We start from the raw sequence: 21,733 nt of genomic DNA on the forward strand, positions 1-21,733 counted from the left end.
TTCAATAATCTAAAATAAAAAAGCCTGAGGATTTCCTCAGGCTTTTTATATCGTATTAAAACTGTACTATAAGTTATTAAGATTCGGTTTTTTCTTCAGGTTTATCAATAGTAACAGTCAATTCTTGAGATTTTTTGTCTAAATCCATGCTAATTTTATCGCCTTCTTGAATGTTGGAGTTAATAATTTCTTCAGCCAAACGATCTTCAATATACTTTTGAATAGCTCTTTTTAAAGGTCTTGCTCCATATTGTTTATCAAACCCTTTTTCTGCAATATAATCTTTTGCTTTTTTAGTTAGACTTAAGTTATAGCCTAAGCTTTTAATTCTAACAAATAGCTTTTCAAGTTCAATATCGATAATCTTGATAATGTCTTCTTTTTCAAGAGCATTAAACACAACAACATCATCAATTCTATTTAAAAATTCTGGGGCAAATGCTTTTTTTAGGGCATTTTCTATCACGCTTCTAGCATTAGCATCGGCTTGAGCCTTTTGTGCTGATGTACCAAAGCCAACTCCTGTACCAAAATCTTTAAGTTTTCGTGCTCCAATATTGGACGTCATAATGATAATAGTATTTCTAAAATCTATTTTTCTTCCAAGACTATCGGTTAAATAACCATCATCAAGCACTTGTAAAAGCATATTAAAAACATCTGGATGCGCTTTTTCAATTTCATCTAGAAGTACAACAGAGTATGGTTTGCGTCTTACTTTTTCGGTAAGCTGACCACCTTCTTCATACCCAACGTACCCTGGAGGCGCACCAACTAATCTAGAAATAGCAAATTTTTCCATGTACTCACTCATATCTATTCTAATGAGTGAATCTTCACTATCAAATAATTGTTTAGAAAGTACTTTGGCTAACTGCGTTTTCCCAACGCCTGTTTGTCCTAAAAATATAAACGACCCGATAGGTTTATTAGGATCTTTAAGCCCAGCACGATTACGCTGTATGGCTTTAACCACTTTAGAGACGGCTTCGTCTTGACCAATAACTCTTCCTTTTATAAGTTCAGGAAGTTTGGCAAGTTTATTACTTTCTGTTTGTGCAATTCTGTTTACAGGAATACCTGTCATCATAGACACAACGTCTGCAACATTGTCTTCGGTTACAATTTCGCGATGTAATTTGGTTTCTTCTTCCCATTTTTCTTGTGCAATAGCTAATTCTTTCTCTAGACGCTTTTCGTCATCACGCAACTTAGCCGCTTCTTCATACTTTTGCTTTTTAACAACCGATGTTTTTGTTTCTTTAACTTCTTCTAGTTGTTTTTCAAGGTCAAGTACTTGCTTAGGAACATCTATATTTTTAATATGTACGCGCGATCCAGCTTCGTCTAAAGCATCGATAGCTTTGTCTGGTAAGAAACGGTCGGTCATGTATCTATTGGTTAATTTTACACAAGCTTCAATGGCTTCTGGTGTATAATCAACATTATGATGTTCTTCGTATTTTTCTTTAATATTATTGAGTATTTCTATGGTTTCGTCCACAGAAGTTGGCTCCACAATGACTTTTTGGAAACGACGTTCTAGAGCACCATCTTTTTCAATATATTGTCTGTATTCATCTAGGGTAGTGGCTCCAATACATTGAATTTCACCTCTTGCTAAGGCGGGTTTAAACATGTTAGAGGCGTCTAAGCTTCCAGTAGCACCACCAGCACCAACAATAGTATGAATTTCATCTATAAAAAGAATAATGTCGTCATTCTTTTCTAGTTCATTCATAACAGCTTTCATACGTTCTTCAAATTGCCCGCGATACTTTGTTCCTGCAACTAAACTGGCTAAATCTAGAGTAACAACACGTTTTCCAAATAGAATTCTAGAGACTTTACGTTTTACAATTCTATTGGCTAAGCCTTCGGCAATGGCACTTTTACCAACGCCAGGTTCACCAATTAAAAGCGGGTTGTTTTTCTTTCTTCTGCTTAATACTTGCGATACGCGTTCTATTTCCTTTTCACGCCCAACAACAGGATCTAGTTTGCCTTCTTCTGCTAAAGCGGTTAAATCTCTTCCAAAATTATCTAGAACAGGTGTTTTAGACTTTTTATTTGGTTTTGAAGACGGTGAGTTAAATAAATTGTCTTTAGAGTCGTCGTTGGTAGATGCGTCTTCATCGCCAAAAGTTTCGGCTCTTGGTTCTATATATTCGTCGTCGTTTGTTATCATAAGTTTAAACTGTTCTTTAACGTTATCGTAATCTACCTTTAATTTATTAAGCAGTTTTGTTGTTGGGTCATTTTCGTTTCTTAAAATGCACAACAGCAAATGAGCGGTATTGATAGAGTTACTTTGAAATAACTTAGCTTCTAAAAATGTTGTTTTTAGAGCGCGTTCTGCCTGTCTTGTTAAATGCAGGTTTTTCTTCTCGTTAGAAGTAACGGTAACATTAGGGTTGGCAGGGCTTAGTATTTCAACCTTTCTTCTTAAATGGTTTAAATCTATTTCCAGCGCATTTAATATATTTATAGCTTTGCCACTGCCATCTCGTAATAATCCAAGCATTAAGTGTTCTGTGCCAATAAAATCATGACCTAATCTTAATGCTTCTTCTTTACTAAAAGCAATAACATCTTTTACTCGTGGTGAAAAATTATCATCCATAAAAATCTCCTTTCAACATTAAATGTAACATAATTAAAGTAGCATAAGCAAATACTATACCTTAATTTAAACCAATAATTGATAAAGGACAAAAAAAACCTTATTATTTCAAAATTTTTAACATCTTACTTATTAAATATAATATGTGAATATTGTTAATAAAAAAAACTAAAAAACATTATTGTACATCCTGCTGTTACTGATGAATTGGTTATATTAGCACGATGTGAAAAAATGAAAAAAACTAATTGATTTATATATGGCAGAAGGAGAAAAACTAATCCCTATTAACATTGAAGATGAAATGAAATCAGCCTACATTGATTACTCAATGTCGGTCATTGTGTCACGTGCCTTACCAGATGTGCGTGATGGATTAAAACCTGTTCATAGGAGAGTGCTTTTTGGTATGCACGAATTGGGTGTAAAATCTAACAGTTCTTATAAAAAATCAGCAAGAATTGTTGGTGAAGTATTAGGTAAATATCACCCGCATGGTGATACTTCGGTATACGATACTATGGTGCGTATGGCTCAAGAATGGAGTTTACGATATATGCTTGTTGATGGTCAAGGTAATTTTGGTTCGATAGATGGCGATAGCCCTGCGGCAATGCGTTATACCGAAGCTAGAATGCGAAAAATATCGGAAGATATGCTTGCCGATATTGATAAAGAAACAGTTGATCATAGACTAAACTTTGATGATACTCTAGAAGAACCAACCGTTTTACCAACGCGTATACCAGGTTTATTAGTTAATGGTGCTTCAGGTATTGCAGTTGGTATGGCTACAAATATGCCTCCGCACAACTTAACAGAAGTAGTAGATGGAACTGTTGCCTATATTGAAAATAATGATATTGAAATAGAAGAGCTTATAACTCATGTTAAAGCACCAGATTTCCCAACAGGAGGGATTATTTATGGTTACGATGGTGTTAAAGAAGCTTTTGAAACAGGCCGTGGAAAAATAGTTATGCGTGGTCGTGCTAATATAGAAGAAGTTAACGGTAGGGAATGTATTATTGTTAACGAAATTCCTTATCAAGTCAATAAGGCAGATATGATTAAAAAAACTGCCGACTTAGTAAACGATAAAAAACTAGATGGTATTGCGACTATTCGTGATGAATCTGATAGAAATGGTATGCGTATTGTTTATGTTTTAAAACGCGATGCAATACCAAACATTGTATTAAATAAACTATACAAATACACAGCTTTACAGTCTTCTTTTAGTGTTAATAACATTGCTTTAGTTAATGGAAGGCCACAATTACTTAACCTTAAAGATTTAATTCACCATTTTGTTGAACACAGACACGAAGTTGTTGTGCGTCGTACAAAGTATGAATTACGTAAAGCCGAAGAACGCGCTCATATTCTTGAAGGATTAATTATAGCTTCGGATAATATTGATGAAGTAATTGCGCTAATACGAGCATCATCAAATGCCGAAGAAGCTAGAGAAAAATTAATAGAGCGCTTTAAATTAACCGAAATTCAGGCAAGAGCCATTGTAGAAATGCGCTTACGTCAATTAACAGGACTAGAGCAAGATAAACTGCGTTCAGAATATGATGAACTTTTAAAAACTATAGAAGACCTTAAAGATATCCTAGACAAAAAGGATAGACGTATGGAAATCATTAAAAATGAGCTTTTAGAAGTTAGAGATAAATATGGTGATGAGCGTCGTTCTACTATCGAATATGCCGGAGGTGATTTAAGCATAGAAGACATGATTCCTAATGAGAAAGTAGTTATTACAATTTCTCATGCAGGTTATATAAAAAGAACCCCATTATCGGAATATAAAACACAAAATAGAGGAGGCGTTGGCCAAAAGGCATCAACTACCAGAAATGAAGATTTCCTTGAAGATATTTTTGTAGGAACAAATCATCAATATATGATTTTCTTTACACAAAAAGGAAAATGCTTTTGGATGCGTGTATACGAAATTCCTGAAGGTACTAAAACATCTAAAGGTAGAGCGATTCAAAACCTAATCAATATTGAGCAAGATGATAAAGTAAAAGCCTTTATCTGTACGCAAGATCTTAAAGATGAGGAGTATATAAATAACCATTTTGTAATTATGGCCACAAAAAAAGGTCAGGTTAAGAAAACATCTCTAGAACAATACTCTCGTCCTAGAACTAATGGTATTAACGCCATTACTATTAAAGAAGGTGATGAGTTATTAGAAGCTAAATTAACCACAGGAGATAGCCAAGTTATGTTAGCGGTAAAATCAGGAAAAGCTATTCGTTTTGAAGAAAGTAAAACCAGACCAATGGGTAGAAATGCCTCAGGGGTTAGAGGAATTACTTTAGCAAACGATAAAGATGAAGTGGTTGGCATGATTACTATAAATAACCCGCAAGAAGAAACCGTTTTAGTAGTTTCTGAAAATGGTTACGGAAAACGTACCTTTATAGATGATCCTGAAACAGGTGAAGAAATTTACCGTGTAACAAACCGTGGAGGAAAAGGTGTTAAAACTATTTCGGTGACTGATAAAACAGGAAGTTTGGTAGCCATTAAAAGTGTATCTGATAAAGATGGCTTAATGATTATTAACAAATCTGGTATAGCCATTAGAATGGATATAGCCGATTTACGTACCATGGGTAGAGCTACACAAGGAGTTAAATTAATAAACTTAAAGAATGATGACTCAATTGCTGCCGTTGCTAAAGTTGTTTACGATGAAGATTCTATTGAAGGGGAAGAAATAGATGACACTATAGAGGATGGCACAGCTATTGATAGTAATCAAAAAGAAAACAATAACGAAAACTAAAACTTTAAAAAAATGAAAAAACAAATTGTAGTTGCTTTAGCACTTGCAATAACAAGCTTTTCTTTTTCTCAGAAAAAAGAGTTAAGAAAAGCAGAAAAAGCTGTTGATGGAAATAATTATGCTGAAGCCAAAACTTTGTTAAAACAAGTAAGTGGTATGTTGCCATCAATGGATCAAGATTTAAAGGCTAAATACCATTATCTTATGGCAGCAGCACTTTATGCTAATGGTACCGCAAATGATTCTGATATAAAATCGGCACTTTCTAGCCTATCTAATGTAGAAGGCGATTATGAAAAAGAATCTTTAGAGCTTAGAAGCAACATGCTACAGAGCTTTCTAACTAAAGGAAACAAAGCTTACGAAGGTAAAGCTTATGGAGAAGCTTCCAAATATTTTGAAAATGCCTACAGAGTGTCTTCACAAGATACATTATACTTATACAATTCTGCAATTATGGCAGTAACAGTTCAAGATTATGACAGAGCTCTTGATTTATACGGTGAACTAAGAGATATAGGTTATGTTGGTGTTCAATATCAATATTTTGCAGTAAACAAAGAAACTGGAGAAGAAGAAATGTTTGCAAGTAAAGATGTTAGAGATGTATCTGTAAAAACAGGGAGCCACATTAAACCAACAGAAAAGCAAACAGAACCAAAAAATGCTGAAATTGTTAAAAATATTGCTTTAATTTATATTGAAAAGGGTGAAAAGGAAAAAGCTTTAGAAGCTATGAGAGATGCAAGAGCATCAAATCCAGACGATTTAAACCTACTATTATCTGAGGCTAATTTACATCTTCAATTAGACAATAAAAAAGAGTTTCAAGCTTTATTACAAGAAGCAACAAAAAGAGACCCTAATAATGCAGAATTACAATTTAATTTGGGTGTTATCGCTCAAGAATCTGGAGATGTAGAGTCAGCCAAGAAATATTACCAAAAAGCCATTGAGTTAGATCCAAATTTTAATAACGCGCAAATTAATATGGCTGCATTATTATTAAGTAGAGAGGAAAGTATTATTGAAGAAATGAACGGTCTTGGAAGTTCGGCTGCTGATAACAAGCGTTATGATGAGTTGCAAGAAGAAAGAATACAATTATTTAAAAGTGCTATTCCATATTTAGAGACCGTATTAAATAACGATCCAGATAATATAGGAGCGGCACAAACATTAATGAATATTTACAGTGCTATAGGAGATACTGCTAAGTATAAAGCCATGAAAGCTAAAGTGGAATCTATGGGTAATTAATCTATACCTCTCAAAGTGTTAATAAAAAAAGCCGCTAAATTATAGCGGCTTTTTTTATTACACTATTTTTTTGATGACTCGAAGTTTATGAGTATGTATACGTTTATCATTGTTGTAAATTCCTGAATGATCAAGTCTGTCAATTCTTACTTTACCATGAGCGTGAATAATATAATTATCTTCCATGATTATCCCTACATGAATTATGTCGCCTTCATTATTGTCAAAAAAGGCTAAATCTCCAGGCTCACTTTCTTCAATAAAACTTAACGATTCGCCTTGTGTTGCTTGTTGCGACGCATCTCTAAGTAATTTATGACCATTAAGCTTATAAACCATTTGTGTAAATCCAGAGCAATCTATGCCAAAAGGTGTTTTTCCTCCCCAAAGGTATGGAGTATTTAAGTATAGAAAGGCTGTATTTAAAAAATGACTTTTGGGTTGCTTTTTACTTTCGGTAGTACCATCGTGATTATGCTTAAGAAGTTCTAAACCGTTTAAAGTAGCCCCAAGCGGAATAGGAAATAACTGTTGGTTTTCATCTTCAATAAATTCTACTAAATCTGTAGCAATTATTGGAGCTTCGTTATGAAGTTGCTTGTATTGCTCTTCAGAAATTTCGACAAATTGTTTGTTATCTACCCAACCTTCATAATTATCGAATCCTAATCTAATTCTGCTCCACGATTTTCGTTTTTCAAGCACCTTAAAATAATCACCATACAACACCTGCGATACTAGTTCACTTGTATCGGTAGGTTCAAATCGTAATGGTACGATACTTAAATTACAAATTCCGTAAAGCATTAAAAAAGAAAATAGATTTTGGAGTTATGCACGTTCTATTACCATTGCAGATGCACCACCGCCACCATTACATATTGCGGCAGCACCTATTTTGGCATTATTTTGTTCTAAAACATTTAATAATGTAATAAGAATTCGAACACCTGAGCATCCTAATGGATGTCCTAAAGAGACTGCGCCACCATTAACGTTAACATTACTATCGTTTAAACCTAAGATTTTCATATTAGCTAAACCAACAACAGAGAATGCTTCGTTAAACTCAAAGTAGTCAACATCATTTAAAGTAATGTTTGCTTTGTTTAAAGCAATTGGTAGTGCTTTGGCAGGAGCTGTAGTAAACCATTTAGGTTCTTGAGCGGCATCGGCATAACTTTTTATAGTAGCTAAAGGTTTAAGTCCTAACTCTTCAGCTTTATCTTTACTCATAAGCACCATAGCACCGGCACCATCGTTTATAGTAGAAGCATTGGCAGCTGTTACGGTTCCTTCTTTTGTAAATGCTGGACGTAACGCTGGAATTTTATCTAGTTTTACGTTAGTAAACTCTTCGTCTTTTGAAACAATTATAGGTTCACCGCGACGTTGAGGCACTTCAACAGGAACCACTTCGTTATCAAATTTCCCTGCATCCCAAGCCGCAGCCGATCTTTTATAAGATTCTATAGCAAAAGCATCTTGATCTTCTCTAGAAAAGTCATATTCTACAGCGCATGCATCGGCACAAACCCCCATAGCATTATTATCGTAAGCATCCACAAGGCCATCTTTTTGCATACCATCTTCCATAACGGCTGGACCAAATTTTTTGCTACTTCTAGCATGATAATAGTGAGGTATTAAACTCATATTTTCCATACCGCCAGCTACAACAATATCAGCATCCCCTAAAGCAATGGCTTGAGCTGCTTGCATAACACTTTTCATTCCTGAAGCACATACTTTATTAACTGTAGTGCAAGGCACGTTTTCAGAAATACCAGCGTAAATAGCCGCTTGTCTAGCAGGAGCTTGACCTGTACCAGCTTGAACAACATTTCCCATAATAACCTCTTGAACCTGACTTGGATCTAGATTTATTTTTTCTAAAGCACCTTTTATGGCAACAGCACCTAATTTTGGGGCTGGAATAGTTGATAAACCTCCTAAAAAGCTTCCTATAGGAGTTCTAGCTGCTGATACGATAACGACTTCTTTACTCATAAGTATTTTTTAGTTTTTTTGTTGAAGCACAAAATTAATCATTTTTTACCACAATAGATAATGTAACAGCGATTATAAACGGTTTATATATCGACGATATTTTACTACATTTGAATTACTGAACCTTCATTGATGAAAGATTTTATTAATTCGCTTTACCGTAATCATTCGCTTGTTTACAAGATTCTACTTTATATAAGCGCCACGTTTTTAATTGTTTATTTATTTCCTAAAAGTGGAAAGTTTAAATATAATTTTGAACGCGGAAAACCCTGGCAATCCGAAAATCTTTATGCGCCTTTTGATTTTGCGATTAAGAAAACTTCGTCTGAAGTAAATGCCGAGAAAAATGAAGCAAGAAATCAGGCGATATTATACTTTAATTTAGATCCAGATGTTAAGCAACAGGTAACAGCTTCTTTTTTAGAACAGTATAAAAGTGTTGTTCCAGATTCCTTAAGCAATACAACAAAAAGTAACCTTAAAGAAGTTGGGGGAGATGTTATTGATAAATTATATAAAAAAGGGGTTTTAGATCAAGATTACGACTTTTCTTTAAATAAGAAAGTAGTTATTCTAGAAAACAGAATTGAGAGAAGTTCTGGAATATATAGTGATTTAACGAAACAAAGTGATTTAAGAACAATAATAAATAGTGAATTAGTTAAAAAAAATTTAGAAGAATATTTTAATCAATTCACGTCATTATTTTTTGATATTGTTGAGCCTAACTTAACTTATAACAAAGCGTTTACAGAAAAAGCACTTAAAAATGAATTAAGCAAAATTTCATACACACGAGGAAGTGTAGAACGTGAAACATTAATAATTTCAAAAGGTGAAGTTGTTGAGGGCGATAAATATCAAAAATTAAAATCGCTTGAAGCCGAATATGAATCTCAAGTTTGGAGCGACTCTAATTATAACTGGATTGTTTTTGCTTATACGCTATTGGTTGCCCTAGCTTTGCTTATGTTATTGTTATTTTTACGTAAGTATAGGCAAGATGTTTTTGATAATAATACCAAAGTAACCTTTATCTTTTTTAATATCTTTTTAATGGTCTTGTTAACTACTTTGGTTGTTAACTTTGATGCACAATATATTTACGTTGTTCCCATTTGTATTTTACCATTGGTCCTTAAAGCCTTTTTCGATGCTAGATTAGGGTTGTTTTCTCATGTTATAACCGTATTGTTGTTGGGGTCCATTGTATCAAATAGTTACGAATACATGTTTTTGCAAATAATAGCAGGAATAGTAACTATTTTAACCGTATCTGAGTTATATAAAAGAGCCAATTTATTTATTTCGGTAGGACAAATAACCATGATTTATATTGTAGCCTATTTTGCCTTTTTTGTTATTCATGAGGGTAGTGTTGAAAACTTAAAATGGGAAACCTTTGGGTTGTTTGTGCTGTGTGGTTTGGCAACTTTATTTGTACAACCATTAATTTATGTCTATGAAAAAATATTTGGTTTGGTGTCTGATGTATCTTTATTGGAACTGTCTGACACTAATTCAAAATTGTTAAAAGAGCTTTCTAACAAAGCCCCGGGAACATTTCATCATTCGTTAAATGTAGCTAATTTGGCCGAAGCTTCGGCAAATGAAATAGGCGCCAATGCCATGTTGGTTAGGGTAGGAGCACTTTATCATGATATTGGTAAAATGAAAAACCCAACTTATTTTACCGAAAACCAATCTACAGGAATAAACCCCCACGATGAGTTATCTTCAAAAGAAAGTGCTGGGATTATTATAGATCATGTTATAAATGGGATAGAAATAGCCAAAAAGAACAATTTACCAGATCGAGTTATCGATTTTATAAGAACACATCACGGGACAAGTGTGGTGTATTATTTTTATTCAAAAGAGAAAAAAATAAACGAACAAGTTGATAAATTAGATTTTTCGTATCCAGGCCCAAAACCATTTAGTAAAGAAACAGCCATATTAATGATGTGTGATAGCGTTGAAGCCGCATCAAAAAGTTTAAAGGAACCTACATCAACAAAAATCGATAATTTTGTTGAAAATATCATTAATAAACAAATGGCCGAAGAGCAATTTTTAAACGCCAATATTACGTTTAAAGAAATTCAAGCCATAAAAAAAGTGCTAAAACACAAATTAGCAAACATTTACCATTTAAGAATTGAATATCCTGAATAATTTGGTAAAAAAATAATTGAAATAGTTGCTATCTTAAAGATGATACGTTACATTTGCATCCGCATTTAAGAAATGTTCTTTTATGTATTAGAATTGGAGAGGTGCCAGAGTGGTAATGGAGCAGATTGCTAATCTGTCAACGCGTAAGTGTTGCCGGGGTTCGAATCCCCGTCTCTCCGCCATTTTTCGGGGTGTAGCGTAGCCCGGTTATCGCGCCGCGTTTGGGACGCGGAGGTCGCAGGTTCGAATCCTGCCACCCCGACTTCAGAATTATAATTCTTGAAGGGTCGCGTAGCTCAGCTGGATAGAGCATCTGCCTTCTAAGCAGACGGTCACAGGTTCGAATCCTGTCGCGATCACATTAAGCCATGTCAGTAATGACGTGGCTTTTTTGTTTTATCTAAATCGAACTATTGCTTTTGTAGAATTTGCGAGATTTTATCAAAACTAATGTGTCTGAAATCGTCTATAACTGTATCAGCTAGCGAATAATCTTGAGCCTTAGAGTTTTTACTGTCGTAACCAACACAAAAAATCCCTGCTGCTTTCGCGGCTTTTATACCGTTTGTAGAATCTTCGATAACCATACAGTTCTCTTTATTAAATCCTGTAGAATAAGCTGCTTTAATAAAAATTTCAGGATGTGGTTTAGAGGCTTTTAAATCGGCACCGCTAAATTTTGCGTCAAAATATTTATCTAACTCAAACCTGTCAAACACACTATTTATGGTGTTCATGTGTGCAGATGAAGCTAAAACAAGCTTAAGTCCGTTGTTATAATAATCTTTAATTAAGTCTAAAACGCCATCGATTAATTGTAAATCAGGATCGTTTTTAAATAACTCTTTAAAACTTTGTCGTTTTAATTGAACAAGCTCTTCCGGGGCATGTGGTAAGTTAAAATCATTTTTTATTTGTCTACAAATATTTATAGTAGAGCTTCCAGTATGTGATCTGTAGTATGTATCGGAAACATGAATGTTTACCTGATTAAACATACTATAATAAGCTTTGTGGTGTAACGGTTCGGTGTTTACAATAACACCATCCATATCAAATAAAACGGCTTTTAGCATAACTAATTTTTTGCTAAGATAAGAAGCTTATTATGGTTTAATATTAATGTTTAGTTATTTCTGTTTTTTCACAAATAACTACTATACGTTCATCGTTTATATTTGTTGTAAAAAATAGGTATAATTCGCCGCCGTCTTTAATATTAAATTTTTTTCTAATCTGTTGTACGCTCTCAGGAAAGTTTCTTGTTGTTATATTAGCTTTCGTGATGTTTTCCTTTTTTAAAGCTTTTTTATTGTACGGTAGTGTATAGCGAATTTTAAAACACCTTCCAGGAAAATTTATTAACGAATTAGATGTATATAAATGGGCGTGTTGTTGTAATTTAAAAATATTTAGTTTTTGCGAAACTAACTTAAAAGCACCAGATTTTAGAATGGAGGAGTTTGGTTCGTATATATAGTTTAAAGGTTTGCTGTAGCTTGGTTGAGCCGAAGATTCATCTTGCCATTTAAAATTGAATAATTCGTGTTTTGTATTTGTTAAATTAATGGTTTTTATTGAAATTCCTTGGTTGTACTCTTTTTCTAGAAACCATAGGAGTTCTTTTACCTCATTATTTACGGCTATTATGTGAATGGATTTAATATGGTTTAACTCACTTACTCCAACAGATAAATCTAAAAGTGGCGAGGTTTTAATTATAATTTGATTGGTATGATTAAATAAGAAGTTTAAATGTTTAGGCACATTAGGCAAACAATCGTTTAAAAAGAATACCTTTCCTTTGGTGTGGTGGCGTCTGGAAGGGTCTATGTAAATCCAATCGTAAGTGTTTTGTGAACTTTTCAAATACGCCAATCCATCTCCTGTAACGGTTTTAATATGGTTAGCTTTAAGTATATTAAAATTATGTGAAACAATCTTTGATAGGGTATCGTTAATTTCACAATGTGTCACGTGATTAACATGTTTTGAAAAGTAATAATCATCAACACCAAATCCACCTGTTATATCAATAAGCGATTCTCCAGAAATAAGTTCAGCTTTATACTTTGCTGTAACTTCTGAAGAAGTTTGCTCTATGTTTAACTTGTTTGGGTAAATAATATTTTCTGTATGGAACCAAGTAGGAAGCTTGTTTTTGCATCGTTTTTTAGCTTCAATTTGTTCGATAAGCTCCTTGGTATCGAGATTATTAAATGGTGAGCCTTTTAATACTAAATCGGTAATATTAGTATTTAAATGGGTGTTTATAAACTCTTGAACGCTTGTATTTAAAATAGCTTTATTCAAAAAGTAAGTTAAAGGCCTTTTGTTAATTTTTTAACTAGTTTATTCTCTGCTAGAAACTCTTTTAAAATCACTTTTATCGCTGTATAAGCTGGTATAGCCACAATTAATCCTACAACACCAAATAAAATACCAGCAATTAAAATAACTAAGAAGATTTCTAAGGGATGCGATTTTACACTTTTTGAAAAGATAAATGGTTGACTAAAAAAGTTGTCTACCAATTGTCCAATTAGTACTACAATTAACACATAAAAAGCATTTGGTAATATAACTTCACTAAAACTACTATCTAGGTTACTTGTCATGGTTAAAACCACCATTAAGGCACCGCCAATAAGTGGGCCAATGTAGGGTATTAAATTTAATAGCGCACATAAAAAAGCAATAACAATGGCATTTTCTACACCTATTATAAGTAATCCAATGGTATAAATGATAAAGAGAATTAAAATTTGAAAAATAAGTCCAACAAAGTATCGTGAGAGCAAATTTTTAATTTTTTCAGAAGATTTTTTCCAACGGTTTTCCTTTTCATCAGGGATTAAGGTTAACACACTACTTTCAAACAGTTTACTATCTTTTAAAAAGAAGAAAGAAATAAACAACACCGAAAATAATCCAATTCCAAAATTTCCAAATCCACTAATTAAGTTGTTTAAAAAATTAGGAATAATAGAGTAGTCTATATTATCTAATAAATTAGATTCCTGAAGTGTTTTTTCAACATTAATGTGGTTAATTTCAAAATAGTTAACTACTTCAATATATAAATCTTGAATATTACCTTTTAATTGCTCAATATTTAAAAGCGATAGATTATGCCCTTGCTTAATTAGTAGCGGAATAAAAAGTCCTGTTAACCCTACTAATAGTCCAAGAATAAGTACCATTGTAGTTACTACGGCAAGGGTGTTTTTAAATTTTAATTTTTTTCTTAAAAATAAGACTATAGGTCTGCCTATTAACGAGATAACTGCAGCGATAGCTATATAAATGATGACAGATTGTATCTTGTATAGCAGGAATAATAGCAATGCAATGCCAAGTATAATGGCAACAGATCGTAAAATGCCGTTGGATATTATTTTAGAATTCATATGGTAAATATAGCCTAAAAATTATGTCTTTAACAGTTGTTGCGTAATTTCGTATAGAGCAATGCTTGTAGCTTGTACAACATTCATGCTACTATTTTGTCCAAACATGTTAATATGATATTGCGTATTACAGTAGTTTAAAGCCAATTCAGAAACACCAAAGTTTTCATCGCCAATAACTAAAGCGATCTTTTTGTTGTCTAGTTTTAAGTTTTCAATAGGTTGACTTGTCTTGGTTATTTCTAAGGCAATAAGTTGATAACCTTCTTGTTTTAAAAGATTAAGCGTTTGTGAAATATTTTTTGAAACTGAATACGGTACCACTTTTTCTGTTGAACGTGCTGTTTTTGTCATTTTTCTTCCAGTTGGGATTTCACTACCACAGAAAATAATTTTTTCAACTCCAAAAGCATCGGCTGTTCTAAAAAGGCTTCCTACATTAGGTGCATTTGTAATATTATCGCAGACTAAAATTATAGGAAATGTTCGTTTTTTAAACGTGGTATTGTAATGGGTAAGTTGTTTCAATGTTCGAACGCATATTTTACAATGTTAGCTCCCATTTTTAAAGCTTTTTCTCTAACTTCCTTAGGGTCGTTATGAACTACTTCATCTTCCCAGCCATCTCCTAAATCACTTTCAAAAGTAAACAAGAGTACAAGTCTACCTTCATGAAAAACACCAAAGGCTTGTGGACGTTTACCATCATGTTCATGAATTTTTGGTAAACCATCGGGAAAGGGAAAGACAATATTAAAAATAGGATGATTTTTAGGGAGTTCTATTAAATTCTTATTGGGGAATACTTTCTTTAATTCTTCGGTTATATAAGGTTTCATCCCGTAATTATCATCAATATGAAGAAAGCCTCCTGATATTAAGTAATTTCTTAAGTTATCGGCATCTTCATCGCTAAAAAAAACATGACCGTGCCCAGTCATATGTAACAAAGGATACTGAAAAATATCGACACTTCCTGTTTCTACGGTTTCTGGTTGTGATGTTATAGCTGTATTAATATTATTATTACAAAAGGTAATAAGGTTTTGTAGCGCCGTTGGGTTACTGTACCAATCGCCACCACCTTTGTATTTTAAAACGGCTATTTCTTGACTAAACGTAAAACTAGTAATAAAGATAAAAGTGAGTAAACTACCTAATTTCATATAATTTCATTTACAAAAGCAACAGAATGCGTTGCTACAATAGCTGCAGTTTCTGTACGTAATCGTGTGTCACCCAAAGTTACTGGAATAAATTGTTTTTTTAATGCTGTTTCTATTTCTTTAACACTAAAATCGCCTTCGGGACCAATTAAAATGGTAAGATGCTGTTTTGGCTTTAGGTGTTGTTTTAAAGTACTTTTTTTACTGTCTTCGCAGTGAGCTATAAAGATATTATTTTTAAACTCTTGAGTTATAAATTCTGAAAACGTACAAACGTTATTTAATTTAGGAAGATAATACTGTAGCGATTGCTTCATAGCCGATTGTAAGATACGTTCAAAACGTTCGGGTTTTATTGTTTTACGCTCGCTATGGTCACAGATTATTGGAGTAATTTCATCAATTCCTATTTCGGTAGCTTTTTCTAAAAACCATTCGTATCTATCATTCATTTTTGTTGGGGCAACAGCAAGATGAAGATAGTATTGATGTTTTTCATGATACGTTTTTTCTGTAATTGTCGCTAAGCAATTTTTAAAATCGGCAACCTTAATTTGTGCTTTAAACAGCCAACCTTTTCCGTTGGTAATGTTTAATGTATCGCCAACAGATTTACGTAAGACTTTTACAATATGACGACTTTCGCCTTTAGGGAAGAAAATCTGAGAATCGTTTTCGGTTATTTCGGGATTGTAAAATAATTGCATGTTTAAATTTTTAATCGCGCCGATGCCGTAACATTAAATGAAGCATAATCGCTTTCGAGATATTTTAAATAGCCTACAATGGCAATCATAGCAGCATTATCTGTTGTAAATTCAAACTTTGGCACATAAGTAGTCCAACCAAATTTTTGTTCGCCTTTTTTTAAGGCATCTCTAATGCCCGAATTAGCCGAAACACCTCCACCAATAGCAATGTGTTTAATGCCTGTTTGCTTACTAGCAAGTTTTAATTTATCTATTAAAATACCTATAATCGTGTATTGTATAGAGGCACAAATATCGTTTATATTTTCTTCTATAAAATTAGGATTAGCTTTAGTCTCTTTTTGAATAAAGTACAGAATAGCAGTTTTTAAGCCAGAGAAACTAAAATTTAAGCCGTCTACTTTAGGTTTTGTAAATTTAAAGGCTTTTGGATTGCCTAATTGAGCGCGTTTATCTATTTCCGGCCCAGCTGGATAGCCTAACCCTAGAATTTTACCACTCTTATCGTAAGCTTCACCAACAGCATCGTCTATAGTTTCTCCAATAACTTCCATGTCAAAGTAATCACTTACTTTAACAATTTGTGTATGTCCTCCAGAAATAGTCATTGCTAAAAACGGAAACGGTGGCTTTTTATAACCCGCTTCGTTTATAAAATGTGCTAGTATATGCGCTTGCATATGGTTAACATCAATTAAAGGAATGTTCAATCCAAAAGCTAGAGATTTTGCAAAAGAGGTTCCTACAAGTAACGACCCCATTAATCCAGGGCCTCTTGTAAAAGCAATAGCGTGTAATTGCGATTTTGTAATACCTGCTTTTTTTAAAGCTTGATCAACTACAGGAACAATGTTTTGTTGGTGGGCTCTAGAAGCTAATTCTGGAACAACACCACCATATTCTTCGTGTATTTTTTGACTCGCAATAACATTACTTAAAATGTTACCATTATGTATTACAGAAGCTGCTGTGTCGTCGCATGAAGACTCAATTCCTAAGATATATATATTTTGTGAAGCCATTATGAAAAATTAGGCACAATAATTGTTAATTTTGAAGTCAAAGTTATAACTTTAATACGTATCAAAAAATTTTTAAAAATAGCATCTAAGTTAGCAGCCATTATTTTGCTGCTTTTCATCATTTTGGTGCTTATTTTTTCTATTCCCTCAGTACAAACTTATCTGGGGAAATATGCCACCAATTATTTAAATGAAGAATTTAATACCGATTTTAATATTGGGAAAATCGGTTTACAGTTTAATGGCGATGTAGAAATTAAAGAAATTTTAATTAAAGATTATAAAGATAATACGTTAATCAGCATTGTAGAGCTTAATACCTCAATCCTAAATTTTAGAAACTTATATAACAGCAAATTAGCTTTTGGTGATATTGATATTGAAGGGCTTATCTTTAATATTAAAACTTACAAAGACGACACAGAAACAAACCTAGATGTTTTTGTAGCCAGGTTTGATGAAGATAACCCAGATGATAAAAAAAGTGATTTTTTGTTGTCCTCTAGCGATGTAACTATAGAAAATGGCACCTTTAGACTAATTGATGAAAATAAAGAAACGCCTACCATACTGGAATTTAAAAATATTAATACCAATACTACAGACTTATTAATAAAAGGAAGTGATGTGTCAACACGTATTAATGCGCTTTCTTTTATAGATAGTAGGGGTTTACAAATGCAAAAATTAGTCTCTAATTTTATTTATACTCCAAGCCATATTTACTTAGAGGATTTAGAAATAGAAACCAAAGAATCCTTTTTAGAAGGGGAAATTAAATTTTTATATAAACGTGAAGATTTAAAAGATTTTACAGATAAAGTTAATGTAGAAGCCACATTTAATAATGCAGATGTCGCATTAAATGAAATTAATACCTTTTACGACGAATTTGGTATAAATCAGCGCGCAAAATTATCGGCAAATATATCTGGGACTTTAAATGATTTATTTGTAGAAAATTTAAAACTTAATACTAGTACTAAGAGTACAATTTACGGCGATATTAAATTTGAAAACTTGTTTAATAGTGCCGAAAATAACTTTACTATGGAAGGTGATTTTACCAACCTTTCATCAAACTACCGCGATTTAAAAGCGTTATTGCCAAATGTTTTAGGCGAAACAATACCGTCATCTTTCGATAAGTTAGGCGATTTCACTATTGTAGGAACGTCTCATATAACGCCTTCCACAATATTGGCTGATATTGAAATTAATACCGATTTAGGATTTATAGACTCTAATTTAAAGATGACCGACATCAATAATATTGATAAAGCATCATATAAAGGAAATATTATTTTTGATGAGTTTGATTTAGGTAAGTTTTTAAACGACCCAACACTTAAAACTACCTCGCTAAATTTAGATGTTGACGGCTCAGGGTTTACTAAAAAGAATATTCATACAGAAATGATAGGTGATATTTTTGATATTACCTATAATAATTACACTTACCAAAACATTGAGGTTTCAGGTGTTTTAAAAGACCGTATTTTTAATGGGCAAATTATTTCCAACGATAAAAACTTAAAGTTTCAGTTTAATGGTTTAGCAAATTTCTCTCAAGACATTAATACGTTTGATTTTGTAGCAAATGTTCAGCATGCCAATTTACGTGCCATGAACTTTGTAACCAATGATGAGCTATCTATTTTTAATGGTAAAGTAGACATGAAAATGAGTGGTACAACAATTAACAATGCCGTTGGAGACATTAATTTTACAGATACCTATTATTTAAACGAACACGGTAAATACCATTTTAAGGATTTTAAAATAACCTCAAGTATAACAAATAAAGAGCGTCATATTACAGTAAATTCACCCGATATAATCGAGGGCGAACTAAAAGGCGAATTTTTATTTGAAGATATCGGTAAACTATTTTTAAATGCTGTTGGAAGTATTTACACCAATTATTCACCCTATAAAGTTAGAAAAGATCAGTATATCGACTTTAACTTTAATATTTATAATAAAATTGTAGAAGTGTTTGTACCTGATATAAAATTGGGATCAAACACCTATATACGTGGTAGAGTAGAGAGTAACCAAGAAGCCTTTAGGTTTACATTTAAATCGCCAGAAATCAGGTTGTTCGATTATTTTGCCGAAAAAATTGAACTTCAATTAGATAACAAAAATCCATTATTTAATACCTATGTAGAGGTAGATAGTATAAACACAGGATACTACAACTTGTCAAAATTCAAGCTAATTAATAAAACCCTTAACGATACCTTGTTTGTGCGCTCCGAGTTTAATGGCGGAAAAAACAACTTAGATTTTTACAACTTAAACTTTTATCATACAATAAACGAAGAAGAAAAATCTGTAGTTGGTATAAAACGATCTGATGTTACTTTTAAAGGAAACACGTGGATTATTAATAGCAGAAGAAACAATTTACACAAAATTGAGTTCGATAAAACATTACAGAACTTTGATGTTAACCAAATAGTCATGAGCCATAAACAGGAGCAAATACAGCTTTCTGCAACGCTTCGAGACTCCACGTATAAAAATATTAAATTAGATTTTAAAGATGTTCATCTAGAAAATGTTATTCCAGATGTAGAAAGCCTCTCTTTACAAGGTAATGTAAACGGCGAACTAGATGTGTTTCAAGCAGAAGGAAAATACCTGCCCAACGCTAGTGTTACTATAGATAATTTTGTCGTAAACGAATTAAATTTGGGCGATTTTGATGCCGATATAATAGGAAACGAAACCCTTACAAATTATAATGTCGATGTAAAAATAAAAGACGATATATCAGAATCGTTTAGAGCTATTGGTAATATAAATGCAGAAGGCGAACATGCCGTTTTAGATGTAGATTTAAATTTTGATAAGTTTAACCTTCAACCACTAAACCCATTTCTAGACGACGTGTTAAGTGATATTCGCGGTTTAGTAACTGGCGAAGCCAATGTATCCGGTAGATTGAATCAGCCTAGGATAGATGGTATGTTAACCATGAATAATTCTGGTTTAAGAGTTAATGAACTAAACACCGATTTTAATTTTAAAGACAATAGTACTGTTCAATTAGAGAATCAAAGTTTTATATTTAATAACTTGAATATAGAGGATACGGCACACAATACCAAAGGCATATTAAGCGGTAGTATCTCTCATGATAATTTTGCCACTTGGACTTTAAATTTAGAAGTTGCATCAGATAACCTACTTGTATTAAACACAAAGGAAGAGGAAGAATCGTTATACTACGGAACAGCATTTATAAATGGAAGCGCCACCATAATTGGTCCAACAGATCAATTAGTTATCGATGTCATTGCCGAAACAAACCCAGGAACTGTATTTGTAATACCCCTTAATGATACTGAGTCTTTTGGAGACAACTCATACATTCATTTTTTAACACCTGAAGAAAAAGCCGCTAAACTTAAAGGCGAAGACATCGTAATTAAAGATGTGTCTGGATTAGAACTCGATTTTGACCTCGAAATTACCCAAGACGCCGAAATAGAAATAGTGATAGACAAAAACTCAGGGAGTACTATTCGTGGACGCGGAGAAGGTGGTTTACTTATCGATATTAATACAAATGGTAAGTTTAATATGTATGGCGACTTTGTGGTGTTTGAAGGTGTGTATAACTTTTTATACGGAGGTTTTGTGCAGAAAAAGTTTAATGTATTAGAAGGAAATCTTGCTTGGGATGGCGACCCTTTAAAAGCACGTATAGATATTAAAGCTGAATATAAAACACGTGCCAATCCATCGCCATTGCTCGATAACCCTATAAATAGAAGTATCCCTGTAAATCTAGAAACCACGTTAACTGGCCAATTAGAAAAACCAGAAATTAATTTCGATTTTGTGTTTCCTAATGTAAACTCTACCGTAAAATCAGAGCTTAATTATAGGTTAGACTCAAAAGAAGATAGAGATAACCAAGCACTATACCTTTTAGCTACTGGTGCATTCTCTAACCGTTTTAATATTAACTTTACAGGTACTATAACAGAGCGTCTTAACGGCATTGTAAACGGCTTACTTACTAGCAGCGACAATAAAGTTAATGTTGGCCTTAATTACGAAGCGGGCGAAAACACCCCAGAATATCAAACCGATGATAGGTTAGGGGTAACGCTTCAAACTAACATAAGCGATAGGATTATGCTTAACAGTAAAGTAGGAGTTCCTGTTGGCGGTGTTAGCGAAACAGTTATTGCAGGCGATGTACAAGTCGATTTTCTATTAAATAAAGAAGGAACATTAACCGCAAAAGTGTTTAATAGAGAAAATAGTATAAGAAATTTAGGTGAAGAAATAGGCTATACACAAGGTGTCGGAATTTCTTATTCAGTAGATTTTGATACCTTTAAAGAATTGCTACAAAAAATCTTTAAAGGTAACATAGAAACTCCTAAAGAAAAATCAGAAGAGGACACCACAAAAAACGATGACAACATGTTGCCTTCTTATGTTGGTTTTAAAAAATCAAATTCTGATTAATCCTTATTTTTTTCGTTTAAAACAGTAAAAAAACACACTATTTTA

The 21,733-nt window shown here is 33.0% G+C and carries 14 protein-coding genes and 3 tRNA genes; 7 read left to right on the plus strand and 10 right to left on the minus strand.

Annotated features, from left to right (window positions below; translation table 11 throughout):
• Window positions 1-76: 76 nt before the first annotated feature.
• Window positions 77-2,623, minus strand: coding sequence for an ATP-dependent Clp protease ATP-binding subunit (locus EJA19_RS10905; protein ID WP_125468407.1), 2,547 nt, complete (start codon window positions 2,621-2,623; stop codon window positions 77-79).
• A gap of 259 nt (window positions 2,624-2,882) precedes the next feature.
• Here EJA19_RS10905 and gyrA point away from each other — a divergent pair, with 259 nt between their 5' ends.
• Both gyrA and EJA19_RS10915 read left to right on the plus strand, forming a co-directional pair.
• The gene (gene gyrA, locus EJA19_RS10910) at window positions 2,883-5,435 is read left to right on the plus strand and encodes a DNA gyrase subunit A (protein ID WP_125468408.1); all 2,553 of its coding nucleotides are present in this window, start codon (window positions 2,883-2,885) and stop codon (window positions 5,433-5,435) included.
• A gap of 12 nt (window positions 5,436-5,447) precedes the next feature.
• Entirely contained in the window at window positions 5,448-6,695 is a 1,248-nt protein-coding gene (locus EJA19_RS10915; protein ID WP_125468409.1) for a tetratricopeptide repeat protein, read from the plus strand.
• A 57-nt stretch (window positions 6,696-6,752) separates the two neighbouring features.
• On the opposite strand, the gene EJA19_RS10920 is transcribed toward EJA19_RS10915, so the two are convergent.
• A complete protein-coding gene (locus EJA19_RS10920; RefSeq protein WP_125468410.1) occupies window positions 6,753-7,502 on the minus strand; it encodes a C40 family peptidase in 750 nt (249 codons plus the stop codon).
• Between the two features lie 24 nt (window positions 7,503-7,526).
• Complete coding sequence (locus EJA19_RS10925) at window positions 7,527-8,705, minus strand: acetyl-CoA C-acyltransferase (RefSeq protein WP_125468411.1); 1,179 nt, start codon at window positions 8,703-8,705, stop codon at window positions 7,527-7,529.
• Window positions 8,706-8,837: 132 nt separating this feature from the next.
• On the opposite strand from EJA19_RS10925, the gene EJA19_RS10930 reads away from it, so the two are divergent.
• From EJA19_RS10930 to EJA19_RS10945, 4 genes are all read left to right on the plus strand, one after another.
• Window positions 8,838-10,886, plus strand: a complete 2,049-nt coding sequence (locus EJA19_RS10930) for an HD family phosphohydrolase (RefSeq protein WP_125468412.1) — start codon at window positions 8,838-8,840, stop codon at window positions 10,884-10,886.
• 95 nt (window positions 10,887-10,981) lie between these two features.
• Window positions 10,982-11,068: transfer RNA gene (locus tag EJA19_RS10935), tRNA-Ser, on the plus strand.
• 5 nt (window positions 11,069-11,073) lie between these two features.
• Window positions 11,074-11,148 (plus strand) — tRNA-Pro (locus EJA19_RS10940).
• 23 nt (window positions 11,149-11,171) lie between these two features.
• Window positions 11,172-11,245 (plus strand) — tRNA-Arg (locus EJA19_RS10945).
• A 51-nt stretch (window positions 11,246-11,296) separates the two neighbouring features.
• On the opposite strand, the gene EJA19_RS10950 is transcribed toward EJA19_RS10945, so the two are convergent.
• Genes EJA19_RS10950 through tsaD form a run of 7 tightly spaced genes read right to left on the minus strand, consistent with a single transcriptional unit; the run spans window position 11,297 to window position 17,194 of the window.
• On the minus strand, window positions 11,297-11,962 hold the full coding sequence (locus tag EJA19_RS10950; protein ID WP_125468413.1) for an HAD family hydrolase: 666 nt from the start codon (window positions 11,960-11,962) through the stop codon (window positions 11,297-11,299).
• A gap of 43 nt (window positions 11,963-12,005) precedes the next feature.
• Complete coding sequence (locus EJA19_RS10955) at window positions 12,006-13,199, minus strand: class I SAM-dependent methyltransferase (protein ID WP_125468414.1); 1,194 nt, start codon at window positions 13,197-13,199, stop codon at window positions 12,006-12,008.
• A gap of 8 nt (window positions 13,200-13,207) precedes the next feature.
• A complete protein-coding gene (locus EJA19_RS10960) occupies window positions 13,208-14,296 on the minus strand; it encodes an AI-2E family transporter (protein WP_125468415.1) in 1,089 nt (362 codons plus the stop codon).
• Window positions 14,297-14,317: 21 nt separating this feature from the next.
• Window positions 14,318-14,824: a TrmH family RNA methyltransferase gene (locus tag EJA19_RS10965; protein WP_125468416.1), complete on the minus strand. Its 507-nt coding sequence runs from the start codon at window positions 14,822-14,824 to the stop codon at window positions 14,318-14,320.
• Complete coding sequence (locus tag EJA19_RS10970) at window positions 14,821-15,462, minus strand: DUF4159 domain-containing protein (protein WP_125468417.1); 642 nt, start codon at window positions 15,460-15,462, stop codon at window positions 14,821-14,823. The genes EJA19_RS10965 and EJA19_RS10970 overlap by 4 nt, the downstream gene beginning before the upstream one ends.
• Complete coding sequence (locus EJA19_RS10975) at window positions 15,459-16,169, minus strand: 16S rRNA (uracil(1498)-N(3))-methyltransferase (RefSeq protein WP_125468418.1); 711 nt, start codon at window positions 16,167-16,169, stop codon at window positions 15,459-15,461. The genes EJA19_RS10970 and EJA19_RS10975 overlap by 4 nt, the downstream gene beginning before the upstream one ends.
• Before the next feature lie 2 nt (window positions 16,170-16,171).
• Window positions 16,172-17,194 carry a tRNA (adenosine(37)-N6)-threonylcarbamoyltransferase complex transferase subunit TsaD gene (gene tsaD / locus EJA19_RS10980; RefSeq protein WP_125468419.1) on the minus strand — a complete coding sequence of 341 codons (1,023 nt, stop codon included), beginning with the start codon at window positions 17,192-17,194 and terminating at the stop codon, window positions 16,172-16,174.
• 105 nt (window positions 17,195-17,299) lie between these two features.
• Between tsaD and EJA19_RS10985 the strand changes: the two genes are divergently transcribed.
• The gene (locus EJA19_RS10985; RefSeq protein ID WP_240640279.1) at window positions 17,300-21,688 is read left to right on the plus strand and encodes a translocation/assembly module TamB domain-containing protein; all 4,389 of its coding nucleotides are present in this window, start codon (window positions 17,300-17,302) and stop codon (window positions 21,686-21,688) included.
• Window positions 21,689-21,733: the final 45 nt, after the last annotated feature.

This window comes from Mangrovimonas spongiae, from assembly GCF_003944795.1.
GTDB classification, from domain to species: Bacteria; Bacteroidota; Bacteroidia; order Flavobacteriales; family Flavobacteriaceae; genus Mangrovimonas; species Mangrovimonas spongiae.